The sequence below is a fragment of the Tessaracoccus lapidicaptus genome, from assembly GCF_001693815.1.
Lineage (GTDB): Bacteria > Actinomycetota > Actinomycetes > Propionibacteriales > Propionibacteriaceae > Arachnia > Arachnia lapidicapta.
The window spans coordinates 98,869-121,785 of record NZ_MBQD01000026.1 but is presented as its reverse complement, the minus strand read 5'-3'; the positions used below and the strand labels follow the sequence as shown (position 1 = coordinate 121,785).

General features: G+C 70.9%; 19 protein-coding genes. 12 read left to right on the top strand and 7 right to left on the bottom strand.

What is annotated here, in order from left to right; genetic code table 11:
- Nucleotides 1-9: 9 nt before the first annotated feature.
- Both BCR15_RS13255 and BCR15_RS13250 read left to right on the top strand, forming a co-directional pair.
- A complete protein-coding gene (locus BCR15_RS13255; protein ID WP_068752686.1) occupies nt 10-1,332 on the top strand; it encodes a dipeptidase in 1,323 nt (440 codons plus the stop codon).
- Nucleotides 1,329-2,333 carry a glycoside hydrolase family 76 protein gene (locus tag BCR15_RS13250; RefSeq protein WP_068752685.1) on the top strand — a complete coding sequence of 335 codons (1,005 nt, stop codon included), beginning with the start codon at nt 1,329-1,331 and terminating at the stop codon, nt 2,331-2,333. Before BCR15_RS13255 ends, BCR15_RS13250 begins: the two co-directional genes overlap by 4 nt.
- Here BCR15_RS13250 and BCR15_RS13245 read toward each other — a convergent pair.
- On the bottom strand, nt 2,330-2,764 hold the full coding sequence (locus BCR15_RS13245; protein WP_068752684.1) for an NUDIX domain-containing protein: 435 nt from the start codon (nt 2,762-2,764) through the stop codon (nt 2,330-2,332). The genes BCR15_RS13250 and BCR15_RS13245 overlap by 4 nt on opposite strands.
- 57 nt (nt 2,765-2,821) lie before the next feature.
- Here BCR15_RS13245 and BCR15_RS13240 point away from each other — a divergent pair, with 57 nt between their 5' ends.
- The gene (locus BCR15_RS13240; protein ID WP_256094661.1) at nt 2,822-4,297 is read left to right on the top strand and encodes an aspartate ammonia-lyase; all 1,476 of its coding nucleotides are present in this window, start codon (nt 2,822-2,824) and stop codon (nt 4,295-4,297) included.
- Nucleotides 4,298-4,304: 7 nt separating this feature from the next.
- Here BCR15_RS13240 and BCR15_RS13235 read toward each other — a convergent pair whose 3' ends face one another.
- Nucleotides 4,305-5,177, bottom strand: a complete 873-nt coding sequence (locus tag BCR15_RS13235) for an enoyl-CoA hydratase-related protein (RefSeq protein ID WP_068752683.1) — start codon at nt 5,175-5,177, stop codon at nt 4,305-4,307.
- Complete coding sequence (locus BCR15_RS13230; RefSeq protein WP_068752682.1) at nt 5,174-6,085, bottom strand: NAD(P)H-dependent flavin oxidoreductase; 912 nt, start codon at nt 6,083-6,085, stop codon at nt 5,174-5,176. The genes BCR15_RS13235 and BCR15_RS13230 overlap by 4 nt, the downstream gene beginning before the upstream one ends.
- 91 nt (nt 6,086-6,176) lie before the next feature.
- Here BCR15_RS13230 and BCR15_RS13225 point away from each other — a divergent pair, with 91 nt between their 5' ends.
- A complete protein-coding gene (locus BCR15_RS13225) occupies nt 6,177-7,535 on the top strand; it encodes a M28 family peptidase (RefSeq protein WP_141680142.1) in 1,359 nt (452 codons plus the stop codon).
- On the opposite strand, the gene BCR15_RS13220 is transcribed toward BCR15_RS13225, so the two are convergent.
- The 3 genes from BCR15_RS13220 to BCR15_RS13210 form a co-directional block, all read right to left on the bottom strand.
- Nucleotides 7,532-7,786 (bottom strand): HPr family phosphocarrier protein, encoded by a 255-nt coding sequence (locus BCR15_RS13220; RefSeq protein ID WP_068752680.1) that lies wholly within the window; start codon nt 7,784-7,786, stop codon nt 7,532-7,534. The genes BCR15_RS13225 and BCR15_RS13220 overlap by 4 nt on opposite strands.
- A 114-nt stretch (nt 7,787-7,900) precedes the next feature.
- On the bottom strand, nt 7,901-9,520 hold the full coding sequence (locus BCR15_RS13215; RefSeq protein WP_068752679.1) for a glycoside hydrolase family 13 protein: 1,620 nt from the start codon (nt 9,518-9,520) through the stop codon (nt 7,901-7,903).
- Entirely contained in the window at nt 9,517-10,509 is a 993-nt protein-coding gene (locus BCR15_RS13210; protein ID WP_068752678.1) for a LacI family DNA-binding transcriptional regulator, read from the bottom strand. Before BCR15_RS13210 ends, BCR15_RS13215 begins: the two co-directional genes overlap by 4 nt.
- A gap of 288 nt (nt 10,510-10,797) precedes the next feature.
- Between BCR15_RS13210 and BCR15_RS13205 the strand changes: the two genes are divergently transcribed.
- The 3 genes from BCR15_RS13205 to BCR15_RS13195 all read left to right on the top strand — a co-directional run bounded on the left by BCR15_RS13205 (nt 10,798) and on the right by BCR15_RS13195 (nt 14,601).
- Nucleotides 10,798-12,057, top strand: coding sequence for a sugar ABC transporter substrate-binding protein (locus tag BCR15_RS13205; protein WP_068752677.1), 1,260 nt, complete (start codon nt 10,798-10,800; stop codon nt 12,055-12,057).
- A gap of 79 nt (nt 12,058-12,136) precedes the next feature.
- Nucleotides 12,137-13,711 (top strand): ABC transporter permease subunit, encoded by a 1,575-nt coding sequence (locus BCR15_RS13200; RefSeq protein WP_068752676.1) that lies wholly within the window; start codon nt 12,137-12,139, stop codon nt 13,709-13,711.
- Complete coding sequence (locus BCR15_RS13195) at nt 13,711-14,601, top strand: sugar ABC transporter permease (protein ID WP_068752675.1); 891 nt, start codon at nt 13,711-13,713, stop codon at nt 14,599-14,601. The genes BCR15_RS13200 and BCR15_RS13195 overlap by 1 nt, the downstream gene beginning before the upstream one ends.
- Before the next feature lie 44 nt (nt 14,602-14,645).
- On the opposite strand, the gene BCR15_RS13190 is transcribed toward BCR15_RS13195, so the two are convergent.
- Entirely contained in the window at nt 14,646-15,299 is a 654-nt protein-coding gene (locus BCR15_RS13190; RefSeq protein WP_068752674.1) for a helix-turn-helix transcriptional regulator, read from the bottom strand.
- A 56-nt stretch (nt 15,300-15,355) separates the two neighbouring features.
- Here BCR15_RS13190 and moaA point away from each other — a divergent pair, with 56 nt between their 5' ends.
- The 5 genes from moaA to narJ all read left to right on the top strand — a co-directional run bounded on the left by moaA (nt 15,356) and on the right by narJ (nt 22,917).
- Nucleotides 15,356-16,375 (top strand): GTP 3',8-cyclase MoaA, encoded by a 1,020-nt coding sequence (gene moaA / locus BCR15_RS13185; protein ID WP_068752673.1) that lies wholly within the window; start codon nt 15,356-15,358, stop codon nt 16,373-16,375.
- 4 nt (nt 16,376-16,379) lie between these two features.
- Nucleotides 16,380-16,940, top strand: a complete 561-nt coding sequence (gene mobA / locus BCR15_RS13180; protein WP_369404257.1) for a molybdenum cofactor guanylyltransferase — start codon at nt 16,380-16,382, stop codon at nt 16,938-16,940.
- A 78-nt stretch (nt 16,941-17,018) separates the two neighbouring features.
- A complete protein-coding gene (locus tag BCR15_RS13175; protein WP_068752671.1) occupies nt 17,019-20,732 on the top strand; it encodes a nitrate reductase subunit alpha in 3,714 nt (1,237 codons plus the stop codon).
- Nucleotides 20,732-22,312: a nitrate reductase subunit beta gene (gene narH / locus BCR15_RS13170; protein WP_068752670.1), complete on the top strand. Its 1,581-nt coding sequence runs from the start codon at nt 20,732-20,734 to the stop codon at nt 22,310-22,312. Before BCR15_RS13175 ends, narH begins: the two co-directional genes overlap by 1 nt.
- On the top strand, nt 22,309-22,917 hold the full coding sequence (gene narJ, locus BCR15_RS13165) for a nitrate reductase molybdenum cofactor assembly chaperone (protein WP_068752669.1): 609 nt from the start codon (nt 22,309-22,311) through the stop codon (nt 22,915-22,917). The genes narH and narJ overlap by 4 nt, the downstream gene beginning before the upstream one ends.

The following is a 22,917-nucleotide window of genomic DNA, read 5'->3' as shown; positions in this document are numbered from 1 at the left end:
GTGGGGAACATGAGCCTCACCGACCGCGTCACCGATGTCCTGCCCTCAGTCCTCACCGACCTCAAGCGACTCATCGCGATCCCCTCGGTGTCGTCCCTCCCGGACCACCACGATCACGTCCTGGCCGCCGCCGACGGCGTCGCGGACCTGCTGCGCGACCTCGGCTGCCCGGACGTGCGGCTCCTCGACGCCGGCGGCAAGCCGGCCGTCTACGGACACTTCCCGGCCCCCTACGGCGCCCCGACGGTCCTGCTCTACGCGCACTACGACGTCCAGCCGACGGGCGACGACGCTGCCTGGACCTCGGCGCCGTTCTCCGCGATGGAGCGCGACGGGCGCCTGTACGCCCGCGGCTCGGCCGACGACAAGGGCGGTATCGGGGTCCACCTCGCCGCGCTGCGGGCCTTCGACGGCCGGCCGCCCGTCGGAGTCAAGGTCTTCATCGAGGGCGAGGAGGAGATCGGCTCGCCCAGCATGTCCGGGCTGCTGGATCAGCACGCCGCCGACCTCGCCGCCGACGTGTTCGTCATCGCCGACGCCGTGAACTGGAACGTCGGCGAGCCCTCCTTCACCACGACCCTGCGCGGCATGGTCGACGCGACCGTCACCGTCTCCACGCTGCGGACGGGGCTGCACTCCGGCCAGTTCGGCGGCGTGGTGCCGGACGCGCTGACCGCGCTGTGCCGGCTGCTGGCCACGCTCCACGACGAGCGCGGCAACGTCGCCGTCGCCGGTCTCACCAGCGACCCGGACCCCGTCGTCGACTACGACGAGGACCGCCTGCGCGACGAGACCGGCCTCCTCGACGGCGTGCAGTGGATCGGCGACGGACCGGCCACCGCCCGCATGTGGACCCGGCCCGCCGCCTCGGTGCTGGCCATCGACGCCACCCCCGTTCAGGACGCGTCCAACACGCTCATCCCCACGGCGCGGGCGAAGGTGAGCCTCCGGCTCGCGCCCGGCCAGGACGCCGACGCCGCCGAAGCCGCCCTCCGCGACCACCTGCTGGCCAACGCCCCGTGGGGCGCGCGGGTGGAGGTCGAGGCCGGCCAGAACGGCGCGGGCAGCGTCATCTCCCTCGACGACGACCGTGCCCGCGCCGCCCTCGACGCGTTCGCCGAGGCGTTCGGCGTCGCGCCTGTGGAGATCGGCGTCGGCGGCTCCATCCCCATCGTCGCCGAGTTCGCCGACCGCAACCCCGGCGCCCTGGTGCTCGTCACGGCCGTGACGGACCCGACGTCGCACATGCACGGGGTCGATGAGTCGCTGGACCTCGGCGACTTCGCCAAGGCGGCGCTCGCCGAGGCCCTGTTCCTCCAGCGCCTGGCGTGACCGCGCCGCGTGCCGATGAGGCCGCCCGCTCGGTGTTGACCCTGTTCGGCGCCCGCGCGCTCGGCCTGCCCGGCACGCACCTGGCCCGCACCTCCCGTCCGGGCCGGGTGCACCGCGACTGGCATTACTGGTGGCAGGCGCACCTGCTCGACTGCATGGTCGACGCCCACGGCCGTGGGTCTCCCGTCGTCAGCGAGCGCCTCATCCGGCGGCACCTGCGCGGCATCCGGTTGCGGAACTGGGGCCGCCTCCGCAACGGGTTCTACGACGACATGGCCTGGTTGGCGCTGGCGGCGCACCGCGCCGGCCGCCCTGCTCGCGGGCTCGAACGGGCGCTACGCGGCGCCATCACCGACGACTGGGGCGGTGGGGCCTTCTGGAGCACCGACCGGGACTTCAAGAACACCGCCGCCACCGCGCCGATCGCCCTCTACCTCGCCCGGACGGGGGACCGGGTCGCGGCGGGCCGGCTCCTCGACTGGCTGCTGGCCCACCTCGCGGACCCCGACACCGGGCTGCTGCGCGACGGGCTCCGCCGCGTCGACGGCCGCCCCACCCTCGTGCCGCACGTGTTCACCTACAACCAGGGCCCTGTGCTGGCGGTGATGCTGGAACTCGGCCGGGTCGACGACGCAACCCGCCTGCTGGGCGCCGTCGGCACCCGCCTCACACACCCGGGCACCGCGGTCCTGCGCACCCACGGCGGCGGCGACGGGGGACTGTTCACCGGCATCCTCGTCCGCTACCTGGCGCTCGCGGCCCGCGATCCGCGAATCCCCGCCGACGCCCGCGCCGCGGCCGCCGACCTCGTCGGCGCCACCGCCGAGGCCCTGTGGTCGGGCCGCGAGGTCCGCGGCTGGCGGCACCGGCCGGTCACCGTCTTCCCGCAGGACACCACGCCCGCCGGGGCAGGACCCGTCGCGGACACCGTCGAACTCGCCGCACAGCTGCAGGCATGGCTGGCGCTGGAAGCCGCGGCGGTGCTCCGCCGGTCCGCCTAGCCGACGGTCTCCACCCAGAACCGGCCCTCGAGCCAGTGGGCGGCGATAGCCGCGGGCAGCCAGGGCAGGACGTCGGCCGGCAGGTCGCGCGGCTCGAACCAGCCGAGCTCCGACGTGGCCTCCCCGGGCGCGAGCCGGCCGTGCCAGACGTCGGTGTCGAAGAAGAAGTTGAACCCTTGCACCCGCCCGTCCGCGTACGGCACGTCGAAGCGCTGCACGCCCACGTGCCGCAGCGCCGTGGGGTCCAGGCGGGCGCCGACCTCCTCGGAGGCCTCGCGCGCCGCCGCCACCGCGATCGTCTCGCCCGGCTCGACGTGACCGCCGGGCAGGTTCCACAGACCGTCGCCCCGCCCCGTCCCGTCGCGGCGCGCCAACAGCACCCGCCCGGCCTGATCGCGCAGGGCGACCCATGCGATCAGCTCGAATTCCATACCCTCATCTAACCGCGCCGGTAGCGTGGCGGAGGAAGCGACGGGAAGGGACGGCCAGTGCGGATCGAGCGCGACTCGTTGGGAGAGATGGAGCTCCCGGATGAGGCTTACTGGGGCATCAACACGGCCCGCGCCGTGAACAACTTCCGGATCAGTCGCCGCGAGATCAGCGTCTACCCAGACCTGATCGTCGCCTACGCGCAGGTCAAGCAGGCCGCCGCCCGCGCCAACCGCGACATCGGCGCCCTCGACGGCGAGCGCGCTGAGCTCATCGACCGGGCCGCGCAGGACATCATCGACGGGCACCTGCACGACCAGTTCGTCGTCGGGGTCATCCAGGGCGGCGCCGGCACCTCGACCAACATGAACGTCAACGAGGTGATCGCGAACCGCGCGCTCGAGCTCGCCGGCCGCCCCTTCGGCGACTACGCGTTCCTCTCACCCAACGACCACGTCAACCGGTCGCAGTCCACCAACGACACGTATCCCAGCGCGGTGAAGCTCAGCCTCATCGCCGCCCTCACGAAGCTGGCCGACGAGATGCGGCTGCTGCGCCACTCGTTCGCGACCAAGGGCCGCGAGTTCCGTGAGGTGCTGAAGGTCGGCCGCACCCAGCTGCAGGACGCGGTGCCGATGACGCTCGGCCAGGAGTTCCGCGGTTTCTCCACCACGCTGGGGGAGGACATCGACCGCCTCGAGGACGTGCGCCCCCTGTTGATGGAGCTCAACCTCGGCGCGACCGCCATCGGCACCGGCATCACCGCGTCGCCCGAGTACGGCCCTGCCGTGATCCGCCATCTGCGCGAGATCACGGGTCTGCCCGACCTCATGCAGGCGGGCGACCTCATCGAGGCCACCAGCGACACCGGCGTGTTCATGTCGACGTCGTCGGTGATGAAGCGCGCGGCCATGAAGCTGTCGAAGATCTGCAACGATCTGCGGCTGCTCAGCTCGGGCCCGCAGGCGGGGTTCGCCGAGATCGTCCTGCCCCCGGTTCAGGCCGGCAGCTCGATCATGCCCGGCAAGGTGAACCCGGTCATCCCCGAGGCGGTCAACCAGGTCGCCTTCGTCATCGCCGGGGCCGACGTCACGGTCGCGATGGCGTCCGAGGCGGGCCAGCTGCAGCTCAACGCCTTCGAGCCCGTCATGGCGCACGTCCTGTTGCAGAACTCGACCTGGCTGCGACGGGCCGTGCGGACGCTGCGCATCAACTGCGTCGACGGGATCACGGCCAACGTCGACCGGACGCGGGCGCAGGTGAACCAATCCGTCGGCGTGGTCACCGCGCTGCTGCCGGTGCTGGGCTACGCGACGGCGACGCGGATCGCGAAGGAGGCGCTGCGCACCGGCCGCCCGGTCCGGGACCTCGTGCTCAAGGACGGCCGGATCAGCGCTGAGGCCCTCGACGAGCTCCTCTCACCCGTGGCGCTGTCGGGGCTGCAGGACACCGGTCCGCTGCCGCCCATGACGCCCGAGCTCATCCTGCGGATGGAGCGGGAGCTCGACGCGGCCGACCTGCGCGACGACTCCTGACCCCGGCTCAGTCCTCCGACGGGAACACGTGCCCGAACGACTCGGGCGCCGGCTGCGTGAACCGCGCCTCGCGCTTGCCCAGGAACGCGAGCGCGCCCTCGCGGCCGTCCCCGTGCGCGGCGTGGCGCAGGGCCAGCGACTCCGCCAGGTGCGCCCCGAGCACGTCGTCGCTGGCGAGGTGCCGCCAGACGAGCTGCCGCGTGAGCGCGACGGCGTGCGCGGAGCGACCGAGCGTCATCCGGTCCGCGACGGCGCGGGCGGCGGCGAGCAGATCGGCGGGGGAGTGGACCGAGTCGACCAGGCCGATCTCGAGGGCCCGCTCGGCCGGGATGATGTCGCCGCTGTAGAGCAGGTCCAGGGCCCGCGAGGGACCGACGATACGCGGCAGGAACCACGTCGAGCAGGCCTCCGGCGTGATCCCCAGCCGCGCGAACACGAACCCCATGCGGGCGTCGGTGGAGGCCAGCCGGGCGTCCATCGGCAGCGTCATCGTCGACCCGATGCCGACACCGGGGCCGTTGATGGCCGCGATGACGGGTTTGCGGCATTCGAGGATCGCCAGGGTGAGCTTGCCGCCCGGTTCCCGGGCTCCCTCGGTGACCTCCGGCTCCGCCCAGCGCTCCCGGAGCTCCGCCGGGGTGAGGTCCATCCGCGGGTCGAAGCCGAAGACGTTGTCGCTGTCCGACAGTTCCATCCCGGCGCAGAACGCCCGCCCGGACCCGGTGACGATGATGGCTCGCACCGCGTCGTCGGCGTCGGCCTCGCGCAGCGCAGCGACGAATTCGCGCCCCATGTCGAGGGTGAAGGCGTTGAGCCGGTCCGGGCGGTTGAGGGTGAGGGTCGCGACGCCGTCGTCGCGGGTCAGCAGCACGCTGCTCATGGCTCTCCTTGTAGTCGGGTGAGGGTGGCGCGGTACTCGGTGTCGAGCCGGTCGACCAGTTCGGCGACCGTGGGCACGTCGGTGATGCCGGCGACGCCGTGTCCGGCCGACCACACGTCGCGCCAGGCCTTGACGTCCTCGGTCCCCGCCGGCGGCCCGGCGGGGTCGATGCCCGCCGCCTCCAGGCTGGCGGCCAGGAAGTTCGCCGGGATGCCGCTCACGGCCGGGGTGTACACGACCTCCGAGGCCCCGGCGGCCACGACCATGGCCCGGTAGGCGTCGGGGGCCAGGGACTCGTGGGTGGCGAGGAATCGGGTGCCGAGGTAGGCGAGGTCGGCGCCGAGCGCGCGGGCGGCCACGACGTCGGCCCCGGTGTTCATCGCGCCGGCGAGCAGGATCGTGCCGTCGAACCACGGCCGCACCGAGGCGACGAGCGCGAACGGATTGACGGTGCCCGCGTGCCCTCCTGCGCCGGCCGCCACGAGGACGAGGCCGTCCACCCCCGCCGCGGCGGCCTTGCGCGCGTGGCGCAGGGTGGTGATGTCGTGGAACACGACGCCCCCGTAGCTGTGGACGGCCGCGACCACCTCGGGGACGGCGCCCAGCGACGTGATGACCAGCGGGACCTTGTGCTCGACGACGACCGCCAGGTCCGACTCCAGCCGTGTGTTCGTCGCGTGCACGATGAGGTTGACGCCGTACGGGGCGTCGGTGGGGCCCAGCCCGGATTCGACGGCGGTCAACCACTCGTCCAGGTCCGCGCTGCTGCGCCGGTTGAGCGCGGGGAACGTGCCCACGACGCCGGCGCGGCAGCAGGCGACGACGAGGTCCGGCCCTGACACCAGGAACATGGGCGCGGCGACCACCGGCACCCGCAGCCGCTCTGACCATCCGGCCGGCAACACCATCGACGCCTCCTCGACCTCGGCTCGAGCCCAGTCTGGCAGAGCCCGCTGTCCAGTCTCGCGCTCCGGCCGGTTCTGCGGCACAATCTGTCGGGTGCGCGCACCGATGCTGACTCTGGCGATGGTCGCCGTCGTCACGGCCTGCGCGCCGGCCCAGGGCGGCGGGTCCGACGAGCCGGTGGAGTTCGCGGAGATGGCGGCGGCCGCCGAGTCGGGACCCGCAGTGGGGATGGGGGACCGCGTCTTCGCGCACCTCGGCCAGTTCCAGGCGATCGCGGACCTCAACGGCGGGACGCGGGCCAGCGGATCCGCGGGGCATGCCGCGGCGCTCGACTACGTCGAGTCGGTGCTGCGGGACGCCGGCTACGAGACCGTGCGGGTGACGCTCGACGCCGAGCATCCCTCAGCCGGCGCGGCGGACGTCACGGTGCTCAGCGGCCCCCCTTCCGATCCGGGTGAGGTCATCGCGATGGTCGGCTCCCCGGTGGCCGGTTCGCTGACCGCTCCGCTGCTGGCCACCACCGACCCCACCGGCTGCACCGCGTCCGACTACGCGCAGGCCGACAGCTCCATCGTCCTGGTGCAGCGGGGCCGCTGCTCGTTCGCGGACAAGGCTCATCTGGCCGAGCGGGCCGGGGCGCTGGCTGTGCTCGTGCAGAACGACGCGGGCGAAGGCCCCCTCCGGGGCGACCTCGCGGGCCGCGCCGACGTGGTGCCGGCGTTGGGTCTCACGCACGAGGCGGGCGACGCCCTCCGCGCCGGGCTGCGGGGCGGTGAGGTCGTGGTCCGGGTCACCGTCGATCCCGGGCACGAGACGGTGCCGGTCACCAATCTCCTGGCCCAGCGCCCTGACGGCGCGGCGGACCCGGTGCTGGTCGGGGCGCATCTGGACTCCGTCGCCGAGAGCCCCGGCATCAACGACAACGCCTCCGGGGTGTCGGTGGCGTTGGCGGTGGCGGAGGAACTGGCCGCGCGCGGCGCGCCGGGAGCCCGGTTCGCGTTCTGGGACGGCACGGAGCAGGGAGTGCTCGGCTCGACCGCCTACGTGCAGGCGCTCGACCAGGCGGCGAAAGAGTCTCTCGCCGCCTACCTCAACCTCGACACAATCGCCTCACCCTTCGGTGACATCGGGATCCACGGCACGGGAGCCCCTGCCGAGGCACTCCTCGACGCCGTCGGGCCCTCCGCCCGGCTCATCGACGTCGCGGCTGAATCCGACGACGCCCCGTTCACCGCAGCCGGGATCCCGGCAGCAGGGGTGCACAGCGGGTCCATGCTTCCGCTCGGCCTGTCGGGGGAGATCTTCGACATGTCCGCGGCCGTCGCGCCGGACCCCTGCTACCACCGCGCCTGCGACACCTTGTCGGCCGTCGACACGGCCACGGTGCGGGCGAGGCTGGGGGCCATCGCCGACGCGACCGTGGCGGCCGTCGCTGACCTCAGCTCGCGCTAGGCGTCGAGGTCCTGCTCGATCATCGCGGCGATGCGCTCGACGGCGTCCGCGTTGTCCGACTCGACGGTGACCTGCGCGCCCTTCTCGGCGCCGAGCGTCATGATCAGCAGCGAGGAGGCCGCGTCGACCTCCGCGCCGTCCATCGAGATGGTGATGTCGTCGTCGTATTCGCCGGCGGCCGCCGCGATGAGGGCCGCGGGGCGGGCGTGGAGACCCACCACCGATCCGACGGTCACAGTCCTGCTAGGCAACGTGACTCCTTTGCGTATCTCAGGTCCCGGCACCGTCGCCCACGGACTCGCGGCCAAGCATAGCCGGGGCGGAACCCCTTCCCAGCAGCGGGTCGGGGTCCCGGCGGGCGGGCGTCACTCGGCGGTGAGCCACACCGTCGCGTCGGTCGGCAGCACGCGCCCCGGCAGCGCGTGGCTGCTGAGCAGCACGCGGTAGCCCTCCGGCAGGTCGACGGGGGCGCCCAGGATGTTGGTGAGGACGCGGACCGGCCCGTTGTCGAAGGCGACGACCGAGGCGCCGGCGTCTATCCACTCCACTTCGCCGCGGCCGAGGCCGAGGCTGCGGCGCAGCGCCAGCGCGTCGCGGTACATCGACCAGGTGGACCCGGCGACGTCTACCTGCCGGTCGGCGGCCGCGTCACGGTACGAGTCCGGCTGCGGCAGCCAGGTGCGTCCAGTCGGGGAGAATCCGAGCCCGGGGGCGTCGGCCGTCCACGGCATCGGGACGCGGCAGCCGTCGCGGCCCGGCTTGGTGAAGTCGGAGCGGAACCAGGCGGGATCCTGGCGGACGTCGTCGGGGAGCGTCGTGTGGTCCGGCAGCCCCAGTTCCTCACCCTGGTACAGGTAGGCCGATCCCGGCAGCGCCAGCATCATGAGCGTCGCCGCGCGGGCACGGCGCAGGCCCACGACGTTGTCCGGCTGCTCGTCGGCGGCGCCGAGGCCCTCGTGGCTGGAGCCCGGCTCCCGGAGGCCGAGGCGGCTGACGTGCCGCAGCACGTCGTGGTTGCTCAGCACCCAGGTCGTCGGGGCCCCGACCGCCTCGTCGGCGGCCATCGTCGCGGTGATCACCTCGCGGTACGACGCGGCGTCCCACGGGGAGTCGAGGAACTGGAAGTTGAAGGCGGTGTGCATCTCGTCCGGACGCAGGTAGAGCGCGAGGCGCGCGGGGTCGGCCACCCAGGCCTCGGCCACGAGCGAGCGGTCGCCGTCGTAGGAGTCGAGGACGCGCCGCCAGCGACGGTAGACGTCGTGCACGCCGTCCTGGTCCCACATGGGCCCGGACTGGCCGTCGAGCAGGGACTGCTCATCGCCGTCGTCCGGCAGGCCCTCGGCCTTGACGAGGCCGTGGGCGACGTCGACCCGGAAGCCGTCGACGCCTCGGTCCAGCCAGAACCGCAGGACCCCGTCGAACGCCGCGCGCACGCGCTCGGTCGACCAGTCGAGGTCCGGCTGCTTGACGTCGAACAGGTGGAGGTACCACTGCTCGGGCGTGCCGTCGGGCGCCGTCAGCCGGGTCCAACCCGGCCCGCCGAAGACCGATTTCCAGTTGTTCGGAGGCAACTCGCCGTGCGTGCCCCGCCCGTCGCGGAACAGGTACATCTCCCGCTCCGGCGAGCCGGGGCCGGCCGCCACCGCCTCCCGGAACCAGCGGTGCTCGTCGGAGGTGTGGTTGGGCACCAGATCCACCACGACCCGCAGCCCGGCCGCGTGCGCGGCCTCGATGAGCCGGTCGGCGTCAGTCAGGTTCCCGAAGAGCGGATCGATCTCCTCGTAGTCGGCGACGTCGTAGCCGGCGTCCGCCATGGGGGAGCGGTAGAAGGGGGACAGCCAGATCGCGTCGACACCCAGCGCGGCCAGGTAGTCGATCCGGGAGATGATGCCGGGTATGTCGCCGTAGCCGTCGCCGGTCGAATCGGCGAACGAACGGGGGTAGATCTGGTAGATGACGGCGTCTCGCCACCATTCAGCGGTCATGCACAGGGTCCTGTCGAGTGTCGGATGATCAGATCGGGGTGGAACAGCATCTCGGTCGGGTCGGTGGGGAGGCCGCGGATCGCGGTGAGGAGGGAGCCGACGGCGGCCTGCGTCATCACGGCGACGGGCTGCCGGACCGTCGTCAGCGCCGGGTTGGTGAAGGCCATGAGGGCGGAGTCGTCGTAGCCGACCACCGACACGTCGCCGGGCACCTCGAGGCCGCGGGAGCGTGCCTCCCGGATGGCGCCCAGCGCCATGACGTCGGACCCACAGACGAGCGCGGTGTGGCCGGCGTCCAGGAGGCGTGCCGCGGCGGCCTGACCGCCCTCGACGGTGAACAGCGTCGACACCACCGAGCGCTCGTCGAAGCCGAGGCCGAGGAACGCGGCGTGCTTGCGGCGACTGGGCAGATAGCGCATCTGGCCCACCGCCAGCCCGATCCGCTCGTGCCCGTAGGAGCGCAGGTGGGCGACGGACATCGAGACGGCCTCGGCGTCGGAGCAGGAGAAGAAGGCGCCGTCGACGGACGGGTTGTACCCGTTGATGAACACGGCGGGGACGCCGGCGTCGATCAGCCGCTGGTAGTGCTCGGGGGATGCCTCGGTGTCGGCTGGGGTGCCGGAGACGGAGATGATCCCGGCGATCTCGACCCCGAGCAGGGCGTCGAGATACTGCTCCTCGCTGGTGCCGCCGGGGCCGGCGGTGCAGAGGATCATCTGGCGGCCGGCCGCCGTCAGGACCAACGCGAGCTCGTTGGCGAACGAGGCGAAGGACGGGTTGGCCAGCTCCGGGACCATGACGGCGATGAGGCCGGCGCTCTCCGCGGGCTCGGGTTCCGTGCTGTAGCCGAGTGTCTCGAGCGTCGCCAGTACGGAGGCGCGCGTGGCGTCGGCGACGCCGGGCTTGCCGTTGAGGACTCTGGAGACCGTCGCCGTCGAGACGCCGGCGGCGGCGGCCAGGTCGGCCAGCCTCGCGCGGGTGGGAATCATGGTCTCCTCTTCCTTGAGAGCACCGTCTGCTGCAACGTGTCGAGGGATAGTTTGCAGGTGTCCGGCAAACTTTGCAACGGTCTTGCAGAAAGCGTTGCAGAATGAGATCGTTCACATTCGGCGCCGTGGGGCTCGGATTGGATCGCGGTCTCACCAAGCGGGGCCGTGGGCTCAGCCAGTTGTTATCGAAGTGTTATGCAACAGACTTGCAAGCGTTGCAAAAACCGTTACGATTCACATCAGAACGGGCTGCAGTGGAGCGGCCCGGATGACGAAGGAGTTACACACATGCGCAAGAGCTTCCTCGCCGCAGCCGCGGTCGGGCTCTCCCTGACGCTCGCCGCCTGCGGCAGCGGGTCGTCGACCAGCACCCCCTCTGCCACCGGCGACGCCACCACCAGCGCCGCCGCCACCACGTCGTCGGCTCCCGCTGCCGCCGGCAGCCTGACCGTGTGGGCCGACGAGACCCGCATCGACGCGTTCAAGACGCTGGGCGAGACCTTCTCCGCCGAGACCGGCGTCGCCCTGGACGTCGTCCAGAAGCCGTCGGCCGACATCAAGAACGACTTCATTGCGCAGGTCCCGACCGGTGAGGGCCCCGACCTGATCGTGACCGCGCACGACGCGACGGGTGACCTCGTCAAGAACGGCGTCGTGTCGCCCGTCGAGCTCGGCGACAAGGCCGAGGCGTTCGGGGACGTCGCACTGCGCGCCGTCAGCCTCGAGGGCCAGGTCTACGGCGTGCCCTACGCGGTCGAGAACATCGGCCTCGTGCGCAACAACGCGCTCGTCCAGGACACCCCCGCCACCTTCGACGAACTGATCGCCCAGGGCAAGGGCGTCTCCGGCGCCGAGTTCCCGATCGTGATCCAGCAGGGCGAGAACGGGGACCCGTACCACCTGTACCCGCTCCAGACCTCGTTCGGCGCCCCGGTGTTCAAGTCCGACGCCAACGGCGACTACACCGCGGAGCTCGGCATGGCCGGACCCGAGGGTGAGGCGTTCGCGCAGTACCTGAAGAAGCTGGCCGACGAAGGCGTGCTCTCGGCGTCCATCGGCGGCGACCAGGCCAAGCAGGCCTTCCTCGACGGCAAGTCCCCGTACATCATCACCGGCCCCTGGTGGACCGGCGAGTTCGTGGACGCCGGCCTCGACATCTCCGTCCTCCCGGTCCCGTCGGCCGGTGGCCAGCCCGCCGCCCCGTTCGTGGGCGTCCAGGCCGTGTTCCTGTCGTCGAAGTCCGAGAACCAGCTGCTCGCGCAGCAGTTCCTCGACTTCATGGGCACCAAGGAGACCCAGGACACGCTGTTCGAGATGGGCGGCCGCATGCCTGCCCTGAACGAGTCCGCCGACGCGGTCTCCGACGAGATCCTCGCCGGCTTCGGTGAGGCCGGTGCCGAGGGCCAGCCGATGCCCGCCATCCCCGAGATGGGTGCCGTGTGGCAGTACTGGGGCGGCGCCGAGGTCAGCATCCTCACCGGCAAGGCCGAGCCCGTCGCGGCGTGGCAGACGCTGGTGACCAACCTCGAAGCGGCCTTCCAGGCCTGATCGACCTCTCCGGGGGCTGCGTGGCCACGGCCGCGCAGCCCCCGGACTCTACAGACGCAACGACGCGAAGGCCACCACCTTGAGCAGCACCCCGACCCAGCCGCCACGGCGGCTCTCCCACGCGCGCGACATCTCGCGCCCAGGCTTCTACATCAAGCTCGTCCTCATGATGCTGGTCAACGCGCTTGGCCTCTACGGCATCCTCGCCGCCTACGGCCAGCGGGAGTGGGGCGTCCTCGCCTTCCTCGTCCTCGCCCTCATCATCGCGGACTACGTCTACTTCTCGAAGCGCGCGATCCCCGGCAAGTACCTGTACCCCGGCCTGCTGTTCCTGGCCGTCTTCCAGATCTACGTCATGGTCAACACGGCCTACGTGGCGTTCACCAACTACGGCGACGGCCACAACGACTCGAAGCCGTCGGCCATCACCCAGATCATGAAGACCTCGGACCGCCGCGTCGACGGCACCCCCACCTATCCGGTGACGGTGCTGGACCGCGACGGCGAGATGGCCTTCGCCATCGTCGACGACGACCGCGTCCTGGTCGGCGACGCGGAGGAGCCCTTGACCGAGGTCGGCGACGCCGTGGCCGAGGACGGCCGGGTCACCGAGGTTCCAGGCGCGACCGTGCTGCAACTGGCCGAGATCCAGCAACGGCAGAACGAGGTCCTGGGGCTGCGCGTCAGCATGACCGACGACCCCGACGACGGCTGGCTACGCACCGACAACGCGGCCATGGCCTACGTCGCCAAGTCGCTGCTGCAGTACGACGAGGCCAGCGACACCTTCACCGACGCCGAGGGCACGGTCTACACCGCCGATCCTGCCCAGGGGCTGTTCGTCTCCGACTCCGGCGAAGCGCTCACCCCCGGCTGGCGGGTCCTGGTGGGCTTCGACAACTTCACGCGCATGTTCACCGATTCGCGGCTGGCGGGCCCGTTCGTGTCCATCCTCAGCTGGACGTTCGCGTTCTCGATCCTCTCGGTGCTCACGACCTTCGCGCTCGGCCTCATCCTGGCCGTCGTGTTCAACGACCCGCGCGTCAAGGGGCGCACCATCTACCGGGCGTTGTTCATCCTCCCGTACGCCTTCCCGGGCTTCCTCGCGGCGCTCGTGTGGCGCGGGCTGCTCAACCAGGAGTTCGGCTTCATCAACGAGGTTCTCCTCGGCGGAGCCAACATCCCGTGGTTCTCCTCCGGCATCCTCGCCAAGCTCAGCATCATCGGCGTCAACCTCTGGCTCGGTTTCCCGTACATGTTCCTGGTCGCCACGGGCGCCCTGCAGGCCATCCCGGGGGAGCTGGCGGAGGCGGCCGTCATGGACGGCGCCGGGCCGTGGCGCCGCTTCTGGTCGATCACGCTGCCGCTGCTCCTGGTGAGCGTCGCACCGCTGCTCATCGCCAGCTTCGCGTTCAACTTCAACAACTTCTCACTCATCTACATGCTGACCGGTGGCGGCCCCAACTACCCCGGTGCTCCGCTGCCGATCGGTGAGACCGACATCCTCATCTCGATGGTCTACGCCATGGCCTTCGAGTCGGGGACCCGTCAGTACGGCCTGGCGAGCGCCATGAGCATCATCATCTTCGTCGTGGTGGGCGTCATCTCGTGGCTGGGCTTCCGTCAGACCCGCAAGCTCGAGGAGATCATGTGATGGCCAGGAAGATCCTCGCCAACGGCGACAACGACACCCGCCTGCGCGGCGCCAAGTGGTGGAGCCAGGTCGGCTGGAAGCACGTCTTCGCGATCCTCATGATCGTCTACTGCGTCTTCCCGCTTCTCTACGTGCTGTCCGCCTCGCTCAACCCGGGTGGCACCCTCACCGGGAGTACCCGCCTGTTCACCACCGTCTCCGGCGTGAACTTCGCAGACCTCATGGAGACCGACTTCCCGCGGTGGATGATGAACTCGTTCATCGTCAGCACCGTCACCGCGGTGGGGACCGTCGTGATGGGGGCGGCCGCGGCCTACGCGTTCAGCCGGTTCCGGTTCGCCGGCCGCCGCGGGGGGCTGACTGCCCTGTTGATCATCCAGATGTTCCCGCAGATGCTCGCCTTCGTCGCGATCTTCCTGCTGGCGCTGACCCTGGGTGAGATCTTCCCGGGCCTCGGCATCGGGTCGAACCTGCAGCTCATCGCCATCTACCTCGGCGGCGCGCTCGGCTCCAACACCTTCCTCATGTACGGCTTCTTCAACACGGTCCCCGCCGACATCGACGAGGCCGCCAAGATCGACGGCGCCACGCACGCGCAGATCTTCTGGGGCATCATCATGCGCCTGGTCACGCCGATCCTCGCCGTCGTGGGGCTGCTGAGCTTCGTCGCCTCCTACGGCGAATTCATTCTGGCCCGCATCGTGCTGGCCCGCCCGGAGAACTACACGCTGGCCGTCGGCATGTATGTGTGGGGCTCGGACGAGCGCAACGCACCGTGGTCGCTGTTCGCGGCCGGCGCCGTGGTGGCCGCGGTGCCGATCATCCTGCTGTTCATGTACCTGCAGAAGTACATCGTCGGCGGGCTGCTGGCGGGCGGCGTCAAGGGCTGATCCGCGCCACTGTCACCACCGTCGCGGCGGGCCGGCCCCTGGGGTCAGCTCGCCGCGACGCGCATCTGCGCGCCGGCGTCATGCAGGTCGAGGTGGCACAGCCGGGGCCCCACCTGGATGCGATCGGCGCTGTGCGTTCCGCCGCAGGAGTCCAGGTAGCCGTCGATGAACCCCTGGTGGATGGCGCAGACGACGGGCAGCTCCGCCAGGCCGACCTCGGGGCGGAAGGGGCAGCGGGTGAAGGTGAGCGCGTCCTCGCCCCGGATGGTGCCGAAGCCGCGCTCGGCGAGCTGGGCGACCAGACCGTCCAGCACGTCGGTGGCCGGCTCCGTGTCGTCGCTGACCTCGCGCCCCCACGAGCGGCCGGCCTCCTCCGCCAGCCGCGACGCATCCGGCAGGCTCGACACGAAGCTGCGGATGAGGACCTGGGTCAGCTCCATGAGATGGGAGTTCGTGACGTTGGGGGAGTCGCTCGTCGCCGTGAACAGCAGCGGTGGGCGGCCCAGGTGGCCGGTGGCGCCGGTGGTGCAGTCGACGTAGCCGGCCTCGCGCAGCCCCTCCAGGTGGAACCGCGCGGAGTTCTTGTGCAGCCCGAGCTCGTCGGCCACGTCGGCGACGCTGAGTGGCGCGGCGGCCGACTGGAGCAGGGCCAGGACGCGGGCCCGCGTGGGCCCCAGGCCGTGGTGTTCGCTCGTCACCGACCCAGTTTCTCACGAGCATGGTGGAGTAACTCGGTCGGGGTAGGCTGCACCCCATGCATGGGCCGGGTCTGCTCGACGGTTACGGGAGGGTCGCGCGCGATCTGCGCGTGTCACTGACCGACCGCTGCAACCTGCGCTGCACGTACTGCATGCCCGCCGACGGCCTCGCCTGGCTGCCCACGGAACAGACGCTGACCGACGCCGAGGTGGCCCGCGTCATCGGCGTCGCCGTCGAGCGCCTCGGCGTGACCCGCATCCGGTTCACGGGCGGCGAGCCCCTCCTGCGCCCCGGCCTGGAGCGCATCGTCGGCGCCGCCGCGGCCCTGCGCGGACCGGGCGGTCGCCCCGAGCTCGCGTTGACGACCAACGGCCTGGGCCTGGACAAGCGCATCGAGAGCCTGGCCGCGGCCGGGCTGGACCGGGTCAACATCTCGCTCGACTCGCTCGATCCTGTCCGCTACGCGCGCCTCGCCCGCCGCGACCGCCTCCACGACGTCCTCACCAGCATCGACGCCGTGGACAGGGTCGGGCTGCGGCCGTTGAAGGTCAACGCGGTCATCATGCGCGGCGAGAACGAGCCCGACATCGTCCCGCTGGCCGAATTCTGCCTGGCCCGCGGCCACCAACTCCGGTTCATCGAGCAGATGCCGCTCGGCCCGCACGGCGAATGGGACCGCAGCCAGATGGTCACCGCCGCGGAGATCCTGGGCGCGCTGGGGGAGCGCTTCGCCCTCACGCCGTTGGGCGAGCCGCGCGGGGCGGCGCCGGCCGAGCTCTGGGCAGTGGCTGCAGACGCCGCGCAACCGGGCGGGCGCATCGGCGTCATCGCCTCGGTCACCAACCCGTTCTGCGGCGCGTGCGACCGCACGCGGGTCACGGCAGACGGTCAGGTCCGCACGTGCCTGTTCTCGCGCACCGAGACGGACCTGCGCGGCATCCTGCGCTCCGGCGGATCGGACGACGACCTGGTCGCCGCTTGGACCGGCGCGCACGCGCGCAAGGCCAAGGCCCACGGCATCGACGAGCCGGGGTTCGTCCAGCCGCAGCGCACCATGAGCGCCATCGGCGGCTGAGGTCGTGCGCTGTGCGGTCGTGCTTGCGGGGGGACGCTCCTCGCGCATGGGCACGGACAAGCTGGCCCTGACTCTGGAGGGCGAGACGCTGCTGGGCCGGGCGGTCCGGGCTGCTGCGGCGTGGGCTGAGCGCGTGGTCGTCGCCTCTCCCGAGCGGTCGGACCCCGCGCTGGCCGGGGTCACCGTCGTGCTGGAGGATCCACCCCTCGGCGGCCCCGCGGCCGGGCTGGCCGCGGCCGTGACGGCGCTGCCGGAGGGTGCCGTCGAGACCCTGGTGCTGGCGGGGGACCTTGCCGACCCGTGGGCGGTCGTCGCGGCGCTCGCCGACGCGGATCTGGGCGACGACGGTGTCGTGCTGGTCGACGACGAGGGCTGGCCGCAGTACCTCGCCGGGAGGTATCGGGTCGCGGCGTTGCGCCGGGTCGTCGAGGCCGCCCCGACTGTGCGCGACGTGGCCGTGCGCCGCCTGCTCGCGCCCCTCGTCGTGCGCCGGTTGCCCGCGTCCTCCGAGGTCACGCGCGACATCGACACCCCGGAGCAGGCCCGCGCCGCACGTGTCGAATAGCGCATCTACGACACCATGTAATAGCCTTTTCCCGAGAAGTTCGAACGTATCCGTCCTCGGCATGGAAAGCTGACCGCTATGAGCACCGACACCGCGCGAGTCGACGGCCCCGCCTCCGATGCCCTGTTGAAGATCGGCCGGTTCTTCACCCACTGGGACCAGACCGACGACGGCCGGGCCGTGTTCCGTGAGGGCGGCCGGGCCGGCGACGTCTTCTACCGGGACCGCTGGAGCCACGACAAGGTCGTCCGCTCCACCCATGGCGTCAACTGCACGGGCTCCTGCTCGTGGAAGGTCTACGTCAAGGACGGGATCATCACCTGGGAGGCCCAGCAGACGGACTACCCGACGACGGGGCCGGACCGCCCCGAGTACGAGCCCCGCGGCTGCCCCCGTGGGGCCGCCTTTTCGTGGTACACCTACTCGCCGACGCGCGTGCGCTACCCCTACGGTCGCGGCGTGCTCATCGAGATGTACCGCGAGGCCAAGAAGCGTCTGGGGGACCCCGTCGAGGCGTTCCGGGAGATCTCCACCGATCCGGCCAAGCGACGCAGGTACCAGCAGGCCCGCGGCAAGGGCGGCCTGGTACGCATCTCGTGGGAAGAGGCCATCGAGATCGCGGCTGCCTCCTACGTCAACACCATCAAGCACTACGGCCCGGACCGGTGCGTGTCCTTCTCGCCCATCCCTGCCATGAGCATGGTCAGCCACGCGATCGGCACGCGGTTCACGCACCTCATCGGCGGCGCCATGACCAGCTTCTACGACTGGTACGCCGACCTGCCGGTGGCGAGTCCCCAGGTCTTCGGCGACCAGACCGACGTGCCCGAGTCCGGCGACTGGTGGGACGCCACGTACCTCATGATGTGGGGCTCCAACGTGCCGGTGACGCGCACGCCCGACGCCCACTGGATGGCCGAGGTCCGCTACCGCGGCACCAAGGTCGTCACGGTCAGCCCGGACTACGCCGACAACGTCAAGTTCGCCGACGAGTGGCTCCCCGCGCAGGCCGGCACCGACGCCGCCCTGGCCATGGCCATGGGCCACGTCATCCTCAAGGAAAACTTCGTCGACCGGAAGGTCGACTACTTCGACAGCTACGTCAAGCAGTACACCGACCTCGGGATGCTCATCACGCTGGTCGACCACCCGGACGGCCACGGCCTGGTGCCCGGCAAGTTCCTCACCGCCGCCGACCTGCCCGCGCACGCCGCCGTCAGCGACGCCGCGTTCAAGACGGTCGTCTGGGACGAGGCGACGGCGGGCCCGGCCGTCCCGAACGGCTCGATGGGTTACCGGTACGCCGAGGACGGCGCCGGCCAGTGGAACCTCGATCTCGGGGACATCCGCCCCGCGCTGAGCCTGATCGACCAGGCCGACGCCGACAAGGTCGAGGTCGCGCTGCCCTGCTTCGAGGACCCGAAGGGGGAGGGCAGCGTCATCCGCCGCGGCGTCCCCGCCCGCGTGGTCGAGGGTCGCCTCGTCACGACCGTGTTCGACCTCATGCTCGCCCAGTACGGCGTGGGCCGCGACGGGCTCCCGGGCGTCTGGCCCTCCGGCTACGACGACGCCACCGTGCCTTACACGCCCGCCTGGCAGGCCGAGATCACGTCGGTGCCCGCGGAGGCCTGCATCCGGACCGCCCGCGAGTTCGCCCAGAACTCCGAGGAGTCCAAGGGTCGCACGATGATCATCATCGGCGCCGGCATCTGCCACTGGTTCCACGCGGACGTCACCTACCGCGCCATCATCGCGCTGCTGATGATGACCGGCTGCATCGGCCGCAACGGCGGCGGGTGGGCGCACTACGTCGGCCAGGAGAAGTGCCGGCCCATGACGGGCTGGTTCAACATGGCCAACGCGCTCGACTGGTCGCGCCCGCCGCGCACCATGATCGGCACGGCGTACTGGTACATGCACACCGACCAGTGGCGCACCGACGGCTTCTCGGCGGACCGCATCAAGTCGCCGCTGTCGACCGGCAGCCTCGACGGGACGCACACCGCAGACGCCATCGCCCTGTCGCACCGCCTCGGCTGGATGCCCTTCTACCCCCAGTTCGACCGCAACCCGCTCGAGCTCGCCGACGAGGCCGAGGCCGCCGTCGCACGCGGCGAGTACGCCACGCCGCAGGCCTACGTCGCGGCGCAGCTCAAGTCGGGCGAGTTGAAGAGCGCCGTCGAGGACATCGACGCCCCGGAGAACTGGCCGCGGACGATGATTCTGTGGCGGTCCAACCTGTTCGGGTCGTCGGCCAAGGGCAACGAGTACTTCCTCAAGCACCTCCTCGGCACGCACAACAACGTCATGGAGAACGGCCACGGCGCTGACCAGCGGCCCGAGGTGGTGCGCTGGCACGACGACGCTCCCGAGGGCAAGCTCGACCTCCTCATCACCGCGGACTTCCGCATGACCAGTTCGACGCTGCTCAGCGACATCGTCCTGCCGGCGGCCACGTGGTACGAGAAGTACGACCTCAGCTCCACCGACATGCACCCGTACGTCCACGCGTTCACGCCGGCGATCGACCCGCCGTGGGAGGCCAAGAGCGATTTCGACGTCTTCACCGAACTCGCGCTGAAGCTGTCGCAGCTGGCCAAGGGGCGTCTCGACACGCGCCGCGACCTGGTCGCGGTCGCTCTCCAGCACGACACCCCGGGACAGATCGCGCAGCCGGGCGGGCACGTGCCGGACTGGCGTGGCACGGACCTCGAGGGCGTGCCCGGGAAGAACATGCCGGTGCTGGCCGTCGTCGAGCGCGACTACACGGCGATCGCCGACAAGCTGCTCACCGTAGGCCCGCTCGCCGAGAAACTCGGCTTCACCGTGAAGAACATCACGTACCAGGTGGGGCACCAGGTGCATCAGCTGGCGCAGAAGCACGGCGTCTACCCGTCGGGGCCGGCCGCAGGGCGGGCCGCCATCAACACGGACCAGCGCATGGCCGAGGCGATCCTGACCTTCTCGGGCACCACCAACGGCGAACTCGCCACGCAGGGCTTCCGGGACCTGGAGCGCAAGACCGGCCGCAAGCTGGCCGACCTGTCGCTGGGCTCGGAGGAGAAGCTCATCACGTTCGCCGCGACGCAGCAGTCGCCGCAGCCGGTCATCACGTCGCCGGAGTGGTCCGGCTCCGAGACCGGTGGCCGCCGCTACGCCGCCTTCACGATCAACACCGAGCGCCTCAAGCCGTGGCACACCCTCTCGGGGCGGATGCACTTCTTCCTCGACCACGACTGGATGACCGACGCCGGCGAACAGTTGCCGACGTTCCGGCCGCCGCTGGACATGACCAAGGCCTACGGGGAGCCGGAGCTCGGGCCGAACGGGGAGAAGGCCATCACGCTGCGCTACCTGACGGTGCACAACAAGTGGTCGATCCACTCCGAGTACCAGGACAACCTGTTCATGTTGAGCCTGGGCCGTGGCGGACCCCAGGCATGGCTGAGCGTCGGTGACGCGACCAGCATCGGGGTCAAGGACAACGACTGGATCGAGCTCACCAACGCCAACGGCGTCTTCGTGGCCCGCGCCGTCGTCACGCCGAAGCTGCCCGACGGCATCTGCTACGTGCAGCACGCGCAGGAGCGCACGATCGACGTGCCCAAGTCGGAGGCCACGGGCCGCCGCGGCGGCATCCACAACTCGGTCACCCGCATCCTGCTGAAACCGACCCACCTCATCGGCGGATACGCGCACCAGGCGTACGCCTTCAACTACATCGGTCCCACCGGCGTGCAGCGCGACATCGTGTCGACGGTGCGGCGCCGTTCCCAGGAGGTGCAGTACTGATGGCCAAGCAGCGACGCGTGATGGCCCAGGTGGCCATGGTGATGAACCTGGACAAGTGCATCGGCTGCCACACCTGCTCGGTGACGTGCAAGCAGGCCTGGACCAACCGGGCCGGCACCGAGTACGTGTGGTTCAACAACGTGGAGACCCGCCCGGGGCAGGGCTACCCGCGCACCTACGAGGACCAGGAGAAGTGGCAGGGCGGCTGGGTCCGGACGAAGTCGGGCCGGCTCAAGCTGCGCTCCGGCGGCCGGTTCAAGAAGCTGCTGAGCATCTTCGCCTCGCCGGTGCAGCCCGAGCTCACCGACTACTACGAGCCGTGGACCTACGACTACGAGAACCTGGTGCAGGCCCCCCTCGGCGACGACTTCCCCGTCGCTCGGCCCAAGTCGCTCATCACGGGCGACAACATGGCGATCAAGGCCTCCGCGAACTGGGACGACGCGCTGGGCGGCATCCACGAGACGGGGCAGGACGACCCGATCGTCAAGAAGCTCCGCGAGGACGCCAACCTGCAGATCAAGTTCGAGTACGAGAAGACGTTCATGTTCTACGTGCCGCGCATCTGCGAGCACTGCCTGAACCCTTCGTGCATGGCGGCCTGCCCCTCCGGCGCGATCTACAAGCGGGCCGAGGACGGCATCGTGCTGGTCGACCAGGACAAGTGCCGCGGCTGGCGCCAGTGCATCACCGGGTGCCCGTATAAGAAGATCTACTTCAACCACCGCTCCGGCAAGGCCGAGAAGTGCACCATGTGCTACCCGCGCCTCGAGGTCGGCCTGCCGACGGTGTGCTCGGAGACCTGCGTGGGCCGCCTGCGCTACATCGGGATCATCCTCTACGACCCCGACATGGTCACCAAGGCCGCGCTGGCCGACGACAAGGACCTCTACCAGGCGCAGCTGGACCTCATGCTGGACCCGTCGGATCCGCAGGTCATCGCCGACGCGAAGGCCAACGGCATCCCGAACGACTGGCTGGCAGCCGCGCAGAAGTCGCCGGTGTACGCGCTGATCAAGCACTTCAAGGTCGCGCTGCCGCTGCATCCCGAGTACCGCACCATGCCCATGGTCTGGTACGTGCCTCCGCTGTCGCCCGTGGTGGACCTGCTCAAGGCGCAGGGCCACGACTCCGAGGCCGGCGGCAACCTGTTCGGGGCCATCGACTCGCTGCGGATCCCCGTCGAGTACCTGGCGGAACTCTTCACGGCGGGCGACACCGAGGTGGTCACGCTCGTCCTGCAGAAGCTCGCCGCCATGCGCTCCTACATGCGCGACGTGACGCTGGGCCGCGAGCGGCAGCCGGAGCTGGCGCACGCCGTCGGCATGGAACCGGGCGCGATGGAGCAGATGTACCGGCTCCTGGCGATCGCGAAGTACGACGAGCGCTACGTCATCCCCAAGGCGCACCGCGAGCAGGCGCACAACCTTGAGGAGATGGGCTGCTCCCTGGACTTCGAGGGCGGACCGGGCTCTGGCGGCGACGGCCCGTTCGGCACGTCGTCCGGCCGGGTCGTTCCCGTGGCCATCGAGAGCTTCGCCGACGCGCGGGCGCGGCAGCGCGACGCGAGCGGGGCATGATGTCGGCGGTCGTGTTCCAGGCGGCGGCGCTGCTGCTCAGCTACCCCGAGCAGGAGCTGCTGGACCGTCTCCCTCTCATCGAGGAGGCGGTCGCGGAGGCCGGCGCGGCCCAGGACTTCGCGCCGACGTTCGCCCACCTGCGGAGCCGGCCGCTCATGGAGCTGCAGGGCTGGCACGTCCAGGAGTTCGACCTGTCCCGGCGGCACGCGCTGCATCTGACCTATTGGACCGACGGCGACACCCGCCGGCGCGGCGAGGTGCTGGCCGCCATCAAGCAGACCTACCGGGACTCCGGCCTGGTCGTCGACCTCGACGGGGAGTTGCCCGACTTTCTGCCGATGGTGCTGGAGTTCGCCGCCGTCGGGCACCCGGAGCTCGGCCGGGCGCTGCTGACCACCTATCGGGCCAGCCTCGAGTTGCTGCGCATCGGCCTCGCGGAGGACAAGCTGCCACAGGCCGGCGTCGTCGCGGCGGTGTGCTCCGCCCTCGGGGGCCCGTCTCCGCGCACCCGCTCGGAGGTCCGCGACCTGCTGGGCGGACCGCCCACGGAGGCCGTCGGGCTCGAGCCCACCCTCCTGCCCTACCCGCAACTGCAAGGGAGCTAA

Coding starts and splice junctions, on each gene's coding strand:
- BCR15_RS13210 (WP_068752678.1), bottom strand. CDS start 10,509: ATGATTCCCACCCGCGCGAGGCTGGCCGACCTGGCCGCCGCCGCCGGC.
- moaA (WP_068752673.1), top strand. CDS start 15,356: ATGCATGGGCCGGGTCTGCTCGACGGTTACGGGAGGGTCGCGCGCGAT.
- BCR15_RS13205 (WP_068752677.1), top strand. CDS start 10,798: ATGCGCAAGAGCTTCCTCGCCGCAGCCGCGGTCGGGCTCTCCCTGACG.
- BCR15_RS13255 (WP_068752686.1), top strand. CDS start 10: ATGAGCCTCACCGACCGCGTCACCGATGTCCTGCCCTCAGTCCTCACC.
- BCR15_RS13175 (WP_068752671.1), top strand. CDS start 17,019: ATGAGCACCGACACCGCGCGAGTCGACGGCCCCGCCTCCGATGCCCTG.
- narH (WP_068752670.1), top strand. CDS start 20,732: ATGGCCAAGCAGCGACGCGTGATGGCCCAGGTGGCCATGGTGATGAAC.
- BCR15_RS13230 (WP_068752682.1), bottom strand. CDS start 6,085: ATGGTGTTGCCGGCCGGATGGTCAGAGCGGCTGCGGGTGCCGGTGGTC.
- BCR15_RS13235 (WP_068752683.1), bottom strand. CDS start 5,177: ATGAGCAGCGTGCTGCTGACCCGCGACGACGGCGTCGCGACCCTCACC.
- BCR15_RS13215 (WP_068752679.1), bottom strand. CDS start 9,520: ATGACCGCTGAATGGTGGCGAGACGCCGTCATCTACCAGATCTACCCC.
- BCR15_RS13195 (WP_068752675.1), top strand. CDS start 13,711: ATGGCCAGGAAGATCCTCGCCAACGGCGACAACGACACCCGCCTGCGC.
- narJ (WP_068752669.1), top strand. CDS start 22,309: ATGATGTCGGCGGTCGTGTTCCAGGCGGCGGCGCTGCTGCTCAGCTAC.
- BCR15_RS13245 (WP_068752684.1), bottom strand. CDS start 2,764: ATGGAATTCGAGCTGATCGCATGGGTCGCCCTGCGCGATCAGGCCGGG.